General features: G+C 33.7%; 8 protein-coding genes and 1 pseudogene. 8 read left to right on the forward strand and 1 reads right to left on the reverse strand.

Features of this window, described 5'->3' with window-relative positions:
- Positions 1-235: 235 nt before the first annotated feature.
- A complete protein-coding gene (gene rpsD, locus QM409_RS10470; RefSeq protein WP_000092756.1) occupies positions 236-847 on the forward strand; it encodes a 30S ribosomal protein S4 in 612 nt (203 codons plus the stop codon).
- A 132-nt stretch (positions 848-979) separates the two neighbouring features.
- Here rpsD and QM409_RS10475 read toward each other — a convergent pair.
- Positions 980-1,105: pseudogene (locus QM409_RS10475) on the reverse strand (transposase); the annotation flags it as partial.
- Between the two features lie 101 nt (positions 1,106-1,206).
- Between QM409_RS10475 and QM409_RS10480 the strand changes: the two are divergent.
- The 7 genes from QM409_RS10480 (at position 1,207) to QM409_RS10510 (ending at position 8,191) form a co-directional block, all read left to right on the forward strand.
- The gene (locus QM409_RS10480) at positions 1,207-1,548 is read left to right on the forward strand and encodes an ImmA/IrrE family metallo-endopeptidase (RefSeq protein WP_228112198.1); all 342 of its coding nucleotides are present in this window, start codon (positions 1,207-1,209) and stop codon (positions 1,546-1,548) included.
- Positions 1,549-1,614: 66 nt separating this feature from the next.
- Positions 1,615-1,977 (forward strand): hypothetical protein, encoded by a 363-nt coding sequence (locus QM409_RS10485; RefSeq protein WP_228112199.1) that lies wholly within the window; start codon positions 1,615-1,617, stop codon positions 1,975-1,977.
- A 153-nt stretch (positions 1,978-2,130) separates the two neighbouring features.
- Positions 2,131-4,215: a site-specific DNA-methyltransferase gene (locus QM409_RS10490; RefSeq protein ID WP_153209630.1), complete on the forward strand. Its 2,085-nt coding sequence runs from the start codon at positions 2,131-2,133 to the stop codon at positions 4,213-4,215.
- 4 nt (positions 4,216-4,219) lie between these two features.
- Positions 4,220-7,063: a DEAD/DEAH box helicase gene (locus tag QM409_RS10495; RefSeq protein WP_153209631.1), complete on the forward strand. Its 2,844-nt coding sequence runs from the start codon at positions 4,220-4,222 to the stop codon at positions 7,061-7,063.
- Positions 7,064-7,615: 552 nt separating this feature from the next.
- Positions 7,616-7,807: a hypothetical protein gene (locus QM409_RS10500; protein WP_153209632.1), complete on the forward strand. Its 192-nt coding sequence runs from the start codon at positions 7,616-7,618 to the stop codon at positions 7,805-7,807.
- A gap of 27 nt (positions 7,808-7,834) precedes the next feature.
- A complete protein-coding gene (locus tag QM409_RS10505; protein ID WP_261241063.1) occupies positions 7,835-8,050 on the forward strand; it encodes a hypothetical protein in 216 nt (71 codons plus the stop codon).
- Positions 8,051-8,059: 9 nt separating this feature from the next.
- The gene (locus QM409_RS10510; protein ID WP_414310506.1) at positions 8,060-8,191 is read left to right on the forward strand and encodes a hypothetical protein; all 132 of its coding nucleotides are present in this window, start codon (positions 8,060-8,062) and stop codon (positions 8,189-8,191) included.
- The last annotated feature ends 528 nt before the right edge of the window (positions 8,192-8,719 follow it).

Raw genomic sequence — 8,719 nt, forward strand, 5'->3', positions numbered from 1 at the left:
CCCTCCTTCTCAACCTCTCTGGTAATCAAAATAAAGCTTAAAACCCCTTTACAAATCCAGTAATTCATGGTAAAATGGATTTTGTGTGAAATATCAGCAGGAAAGCATGAAGCTCGTCAACAGGTGTCTTATGATAAGTAACCTTGGCTGTTTAGGCGAAGGGCATCTGCACGAATCAGGGCTTTCTAAGTGACTATTTCCACCGAAATATTATTTATATCAGGAGGACATTCACATGTCACGTTATACAGGACCATCTTGGAAACAAGCTCGTCGCCTTGGCCTTTCACTTACAGGTACAGGTAAAGAATTGGCACGTCGTAACTACGTACCAGGACAACACGGACCAAACAACCGTTCTAAATTGTCAGAATACGGTTTGCAATTGGCTGAAAAACAAAAACTTCGTTTCACTTACGGTGTAGGTGAAAAACAATTCCGTAACTTGTTCGTACAAGCTACAAAAATCAAAGGCGGAATCCTAGGTTTCAACTTCATGCTTCTTTTGGAACGTCGTTTGGATAACGTTGTTTACCGTCTTGGTCTTGCGACTACTCGTCGTCAAGCTCGTCAATTCGTAAACCACGGTCACATCCTTGTTGACGGAAAACGCGTTGATATCCCATCATACCGCGTAACCCCAGGTCAAGTGATCTCAGTTCGTGAAAAATCATTGAAAGTTCCAGCTATCCTTGAAGCAGTAGAAGCTACTCTTGGACGTCCAGCATTCGTATCATTCGACGCTGAAAAATTGGAAGGTTCATTGACTCGCTTACCAGAACGCGATGAAATCAACCCAGAAATCAACGAAGCACTTGTCGTTGAATTCTACAACAAGATGCTTTAATTTTAAGAAATATCTTACAGAAAGCCTACAACAGTGGGCTTTTTGCTTTGTCTTAAAAAATAGAATACCTCCTAGTCGTGAAGGAGGATAAGAAAAAAGGCTCTTTGTCAACTGTAGTGGGTTAACGAAAAGTTATACCCTAGAGAGGACCGAATTGGTTCTCTCCTTTTTGATATTCAAAGCGAGGAAAATTCTAGTTTTAAAATTGTCAAAATTTCGAAAGCCAAAAGCATTTCGCTTGATGACTTTGACTTGGTTTCGGACCTGTCTGGAATAGCGCAGAAAGTGATTGCAAATCGTCACTTGTGTCCGCCCATCTAAGATAGTTATAGTCTTTCTTGAATCAAAATCCCTGTGCAATGAAACTCATCTTTCCCTCCTTTCAGCACTGTATTCAGAAATATAAGATTAAAGTGATTGGCCACTACTTTTCAAATCATAAGATTGAAGGATTAACCATTATCGATGAATTCGGTATTAGTTTTTCCTATGAAAAGGATAATTCCATTGTGAAGCGAAATTTCACCCTATGCTATGAACTAGGTTATTTTGTTCTTAACCATAACGGTACATGTTTTACGGAATCTGTCGACAATCAGGAAAGTTTGCTAGCACGTGATGCAAATATTTTTTCTGCCGTAGTGTTAATGCCGGATATTGCTTTATTATCTAAAATTTACTACAGTTGTGATAGTTTTTAGGGAGAACAAGAAAGTTTAGAGGTTTCAAAGCAAGCCCTTTATTTTCGTTGGTTAGATTCACTACGATTGTATTTCCTAAATGAAAAAGACAAAATTAGACAAGCAATTGAAGAGTATGAAGGACAACAAAATACTTCAATACATAATCTATTTCATAATAAAAAAGAACAATTAATTGAAGAGTTCAATCAATATAGTCTGTCTTTAAAGACTCAAATCCAAGATCGTATTGTTAATCATGGGGTTGTTTCTAGTCAAGAACTACCTGATTTACTTGATCAGAACAAATGGACAGAGCTTAAAGAATGTATCGATAATTTAATAATTTGGTTGATTTATATTAAAGGAAATCAATTGCTTATGCTTGGGATAGTACAAAGTTTTCAGAACAAGATGCGAGAAGAAAAGCAGAACTACAATTACTATTAATGTGATGTATGACTAATGTATTAATTAAAAGGAATACTTTATCTTTGTCAATAAGGCTCGATATTTAAAGTTTAATAAAGTTTATAATTAGAAACGTTCTATTTGGCATTCCATGATATAATAGAAATAAATTTAAAAAGAATGTGAGAAAATATGGCTGCTTTAAAAGATTTAATTGACCAAATACAAGATATTGATCTTAGACAAAAAATAAATGAAGAAGTTTATAAACTTTCAAAACAAAAAAAATTTGGTCTTGTATTTGAAGATCACATGCCTGAGTGTACACCACTACATGATATTTCAATTGAAGTTGGGAAAAAAGTAGCATTAAATAATAAAAAAATTACAGATATTTATGTAGTAAAAAATATCAAAGATAATATAGCAGAATGTATAAATTTAGTAACAAAAGAGAACCGAGAGTTAAAAGTTAAAGAATTAACTTGTATTGCAGAATTCGGAGATTCAATATACCCTTATTTAAGGCCTATCGATGTAATAGAGAATGCTCCCGACAGTAGTTTGTGGCACACTCTTATTGAAGCAGACAATTACCATGCACTTCAGTTGTTAAGATATTTATATGCCGGGAAAGTTGATTGTATATATATTGATCCTCCATATAATACAGGAGCAAAAGACTGGAAATATAATAATGATTATGTAGATAGCAAAGATTCTTATCGTCATAGTAAGTGGCTTTCTATGATGGAGAAACGTTTAAAGTTAGCAAAACAATTGCTTAATCCTAAAGATTCTGTATTAATTGTAACTATTGATGAGAAAGAGTATTTACACTTGGGATGTTTACTTGAAGAAATATTTTCAGGGTCTAAAATACAAATGGTGACGGATGTTATAAATCCAAAAGGGGTTGCAAGAGATTTTGGATTTTCCCGTGTTGAAGAATATATTTTCTTTGTATATATAAAAGATTCTAAAGTAGTCCCTAATAATCAAGATATGCTTAATAAAACCCTTGATAAACCAATAGAAGTTAGATGGGCAAGTTTACAAAGATCGGGATCAAATAGTAGAAGACATGAGTCGCCAACTCTTTTTTATCCAATTTTCTTTAATAAAAAAGATCATAAATTTCATTCTACTGGGGAATCATTAACGCTCGATAAGAAAAGAAGTGATGTGACCCCTCCGGAAGGCACATATGCAATTTTCCCATTAGGGAAAAAAAATGATGAGAGAACATGGCAATTATCTCAGGAAACTTTAAAAGAAAGAATGCAGAAAGGTTATGTGAAATTTGGTAAATATAATCCCAAAACACAAAAAAGATCAATTTCTTATCTTTCGAGAGGAATATTAAAAAAAATTGAGGATGGAAAAATCAGTGTTTCTGGTATGGATAGTGAAGGTGCTGTGATCTTAGGCAAGACCAATGAGATTAGACCAATGTCTGTATGGAATCAATCTTCTCATAGTGCAAGTGAGAATGGTTCTACTCTCATTCAACAAATATTAGGTGATAAACGTTTCACCTATCCAAAATCTTTGTACTCTACATTAGATGCAATACGTTTTTTCACTGCAAAAAAACCTAATGCACTAATTCTTGATTTCTTTGCGGGATCTGGTACGACTTTACATGCGATTAATTTACTTAATTCTATAGACGGAGGGAACCGTCGCTGTATTTTAGTTACAAACAATGAAGTATCAGAATCAGAAGCGAAAAAATTGACGAATAGTGGATTTAAGCCAGGTGATATTGAATGGGAAAAACTTGGTATAGCTCAACATGTAACATGGCCAAGGACAGTTTGCTCAATTCAAGGAACCGACATAAATGGGGAGCCTTTACAAGGTTCATATTTGGGAAGTGAACTTGAATATTCCAATGGTTTTGAGTCCAATGTCGCATATCTAAAACTTGGTTTTTTGGATAAAGATTCTGTGGCATTGGGGAGACAATTTAGTGAATTACTACCAGTGCTATGGATGAAGACAGGTTGTATAGGTGCTTGTCCTGCATTGATTGAAAAATCGCTTCCATCAATGTTAATCCTATCTAAGAATGGCTTTGCAGTACTTATTGATGAAAAGCAATTTTCATATTTTGTTGATAAAGTAAATACAGATATAAATATACAAACTGTCTTTATCGTAACAGACTCTGATACTGGATATAGGGAGATGTCCTTACAACTTAAAGTAAAAACAACGTATCAATTGTATAAAGACTATCTTGACAATTTTCGAATTAATACAGGCAGGTAAATAAATGAAATTAAATTTGTTCTCGTTTCAACAGAAAGCACTTAATAATCTACGTATGAGTGTTGAAGAAGCTAGAGGCTCATATCAAAGAACTCATATTCCTCAAGTAATATCTTTTACTGCTCCAACAGGAGCAGGGAAAACGATAGTTATGGCTGCATTAATAGAGGATATTTATTGTGGAAATGGAATATATGTAGATCAACCTGAGGCTATATTTGTTTGGCTATCTGACTCACCAGACTTGAATGAACAATCAAAATTAAAAATTGACATAAAAGCTGATAGAATTGCAATAGGAACTACAGTTACTATTACTGACGAGGATTTTGATAATGAAGTATTGGAAGATGGTCATATTTATTTCCTAAATACACAAAAACTATCTAGAAGTAGCAATTTAACCAAAAAAAGTGATAAGCGTCAGTATACTATCTGGGAAACATTACAAAATACTATTAACAAGAAAGTAAATCAACTTTATTTTATTATTGATGAAGCTCACCGAGGAATGCAAGGAGTAGAAGCTGGCAAAGCTACTACTATCATGCAAAAATTCCTCAAAGGAAGTGAGAATGATGGAATTGATCCAATGCCACTTGTAATTGGCATGTCAGCAACAATAGAAAGATTCAATAACTTAGTAAAAGGGACAACTTCTACTATTCATAATGTACTCATAACTGCTGATGAAGTTCGGGCCTCTGGCCTCTTGAAAGATAGAATTGTCATTTCTTATTCAGAAGAGTCTTCTGTAAGTAAGGATATGGCTGTATTACAAGCGGCAACTGATGATTGGAAAACTAAATGTGATCATTGGTACCAATATTGTTATGAGCAACATTATGCACAGGTCAACCCGATATTTGTCGTGCAAGTTGAAAATGGGAATAGCGAATGTATTTCTAAGACAGATTTAGATACTTGTTTAAAAAATATACAAGATAGAACTGGAATAAAATTTTTAAGAGGAGAAGTTGTTCATACTTTTGGGCAAACAGAATCAACATTAACTATTGCTGGACTAGAAGTCGCATTTATAGAGCCTTCTCGTATTTCAGATGATAAGAAGATTAAAGTTGTCTTCTTTAAAGAAAATTTATCGACGGGATGGGATTGCCCGAGAGCTGAAACCATGATGAGTTTCAGATCAGCAAAGGATTCTACTTATATAGCGCAACTTTTAGGTCGAATGGTGAGAACTCCAATGCAAATGCATATACAGGTTGATGATACACTAAATGATGTTCATCTTTACCTACCCTATTTTGATAAAGTATCAGTGAATAATGTCATTGAAGATTTGCAAGCAACAGAAGGTGGAAATATTCCGACTGATATTACAGGTGAAAATATAAGTAATAGAAATTTGGTTACACTTACTGTACGTCCAAAATCTGGAATTAATGAGCAAGATGAGATTCCTGATGGTCAAATGACCGTCTTTGATAATGTTGACGATTCAATTACTAAAGCAACTGGTACTTTGATTGTAGGAAATGGTAAAGAGCAAAGTCAATTAGAGTCAACTAGGTTGAATAACATCAATATAAATACTAACTTTAATAATGATGTCAATAGGATTGATTCGCGGGAGAAAACAATATTAGCACATGAATATTCACCATCTGACAATGAAAGTACAGAAAAATATGAAGTTGATTTAGATTTTGACCGTGAAGCTATTGTTAAAGAGATTAATGAATCTGGTTTACTGACGTACAATGTTCGAAACGTACGAATTAACGACTATTTGAAATCTCTATATAGTATAGGAAGATTATTAGTACAATCAGGACTTGATAAAAAAGCAACTGAAACTATTCAAAATGAAATTATTAATAAAATTCGTTTGTATATCGAAAATTTACAAAAAGAAGGGATCTATGATAGTCTTTTAGAGGAAGCAAGAGAATTTAAACTTGGTACACAAATTTTTGATGCGTTTGGAGAAGTAGTTGAAAATGAATCTAATTTATTTACTAGTTCTTTTATATCGACTGATATTGATATAGATCGTCAATTTAGATTGGCAGAAGCAAGACTAGGTAATGAGGGGATTGGAAATATTTATCTTAATACATACTTTAAAAAGGACCATATTAATAACCTCAAAATAGACGTAATTCTTTTTGCAACAGATAGTGATTGTATCACAAATTTAAACGTATATGCTAAAGAAACATTTCATAAATTAAATGATATTTGGCGTAGGCATATTCCAAAACTTAATGAAAAATTACGTAGGCAATATGAACGTATAGTCTCTGATGGAGATGTAGTAAGTAAACATAATTTTCGTCTTCCAGAGACCATAACTGTTTCTATAAATGAAGAAGGTAAAAAATATAGCAATCATTTGTTTGTTAATGATAACGGATATACTACTATTAAGTTAAATAGTTGGGAAGAAGTGGTTCTTAGGGAGGAGTTTGAGAGGGATGATTTTATTTGTTGGATTAGAAACTCACCAAGAGCATCATGGGCACTTTGTATCCCTTATGAATTGAATGGGGAAAAAAAGCCAATGTATCCTGACTTTATAATTGTTCGAAGAGATAAAAATTTCGATGATAGTTTAATTATTGATTTATTAGAACCTCATAACCCTGAGTATAAAGATAACCTTCCAAAAGCAAAAGGATTGGCAGAATATGCAAGACAAAATCCAGGTGTTGGTCGTATAGAACTTATACGAGAAGGGCAAGATGCAGCAGGTGTTAGAAGATTTAAGAGACTTGATATGTCTAAAATGGGTATTCGTGATAAAGTAACGCAAGCACAAACTGATGAAGAACTCATGCATATATTTGATACAGATGGAACATACGGTAGAACTGAAAGTTAATACTATTAAGTGAATTTAAACCAAATATTGATATACAAGCTAAGACAATTATAAAATTAATAACATTTGCGTTTCGTGAATTATTTTTTCTATTTAACTTTTAGATTGTAGTTCTCTTTTGAGAGGTAAAAAGAAGCATGACTCTCCCACAGCTCTAAGGCTTTTTGGGCGGGAAAATCATGCTTCTTTCTTGACTAAATTATACATTTTATTGATTTTAAAATCAAATAAAGGTGACCCACCGCCTCCACAGCAAGCTACTTCATGGGCGTTAGACCACCTTTACCTGACCTTCATTATAACTCAAAAAAAATTCTAGTACAAGTATAATCCGAGGTTAGCAATTATAAAAATAGAGGTGTCCCACCTCCTACCGCAGAATAATCTATTTCAAGAGGAGATGGAAAACCTCTATTCGTTAATTTAATTATAACCTAAAAAACTTTTAAATACAAGAATATTGTGGAGTCAAGTAAAAGCCAGTTATGGTATAATTCAGATAAAACAATGACTGTATAGCAAAGAGCTTGAACCAAGGGCAGGAGGTAAGTTATGAAATTATGGAATTTTTTAAGACAAAACGTGAAACTTGTGCTTAAAGACGGCTCAATCATTTCAGGTTTTGTCCAAGAATACTGTAACAAAGATGACAACGATGAGGAGATTGACTCAATCGGATTGGATGTCGACGGTACTCTTTATGAGTATTTTGAGGATGAAATCCTTAGTATTTCAGTAGCATAGTGCTTATAACATGTGAAAGGGCTAAGAATGAGTAAACAACTTTGGAACTACCTATGTTCAAGAGTTCAGGTAGTAACTAGTGACGGTAAAGTCATAAAAGGTTTTGTCACAGATTTTATTGACGAAATGGACAATGATGAGCAAGATGAAATCACTATCCTCATTGACAATCCTAGCCCTGATGAACCAACTGAGATTTCTCTCTTTGAGACTGAAATCAGTACTATTCAAGAGGTAAAATAAAAAGCACCTATGACAGGTGCAATTTACTTGCTTACTGAACTCATCAATTTTAGTCCCCTTTTTGTTACCCGTTATGTTTTCTCAGCTTATTTAAATTTAATAGTTTTTGAGAAAATCAAGTTAGATTTAGAGCAGGCTTAGGCCTACTTTTCTCTATCTAAATCTAGCAAGATAACAAAATGCTTTAATTTTAAGAAATATCTTACAGAAAGCCTACAACAGTGGGCTTTTTGCTTTGTCTTAAAATGTTGATTTCTGGATTTGTTCAGAGATTTGCTAGTAAGATTATTTGCGTATCTAAGTCTATCTATGCCAAGAATTAAGCGATGTTGATGATATAAATCTGGTATGATATAATGTTTTGGCCCCCTCAATTCAAGGAAGGGAGGTGTTGCATATGTTAGAAACTTTACTCACAGTGTTTCTAGCTCCGTTACTTATTAACGTGTTATCTGAGCTTTTCAAGTTATGGCTTAAGAAACGTAAGAAGTAATGGTTAACCCTTTTAGAGGGTAGCAAAAAACCCCATCGCTGGAACGGTGGGGCTTTTTTAGTTACATATGCAGTAACTTTACTCACATTGTAAGTTCATTCTAACATATAACCCCCGATATTTCAAGCTTTTGTTTTGATATTTACTCAGAGCTTATTCAGCGGTAACTTCTCAAA

The sequence above is a fragment of the Streptococcus mitis genome, from assembly GCF_047465045.1.
GTDB lineage: Bacteria > Bacillota > Bacilli > Lactobacillales > Streptococcaceae > Streptococcus > Streptococcus mitis_DT.

Excerpts from the sequence above, each read along its gene's own strand:
- rpsD (WP_000092756.1), top strand. The coding sequence starts at position 236 with ATGTCACGTTATACAGGACCATCTTGGAAACAAGCTCGTCGCCTTGGC.
- QM409_RS10490 (WP_153209630.1), top strand. The coding sequence starts at position 2,131 with ATGGCTGCTTTAAAAGATTTAATTGACCAAATACAAGATATTGATCTT.
- QM409_RS10505 (WP_261241063.1), top strand. The coding sequence starts at position 7,835 with ATGAGTAAACAACTTTGGAACTACCTATGTTCAAGAGTTCAGGTAGTA.
- QM409_RS10510 (WP_414310506.1), top strand. The coding sequence starts at position 8,060 with ATGACAGGTGCAATTTACTTGCTTACTGAACTCATCAATTTTAGTCCC.
- QM409_RS10495 (WP_153209631.1), top strand. The coding sequence starts at position 4,220 with ATGAAATTAAATTTGTTCTCGTTTCAACAGAAAGCACTTAATAATCTA.
- QM409_RS10500 (WP_153209632.1), top strand. The coding sequence starts at position 7,616 with ATGAAATTATGGAATTTTTTAAGACAAAACGTGAAACTTGTGCTTAAA.
- QM409_RS10480 (WP_228112198.1), top strand. The coding sequence starts at position 1,207 with ATGAAACTCATCTTTCCCTCCTTTCAGCACTGTATTCAGAAATATAAG.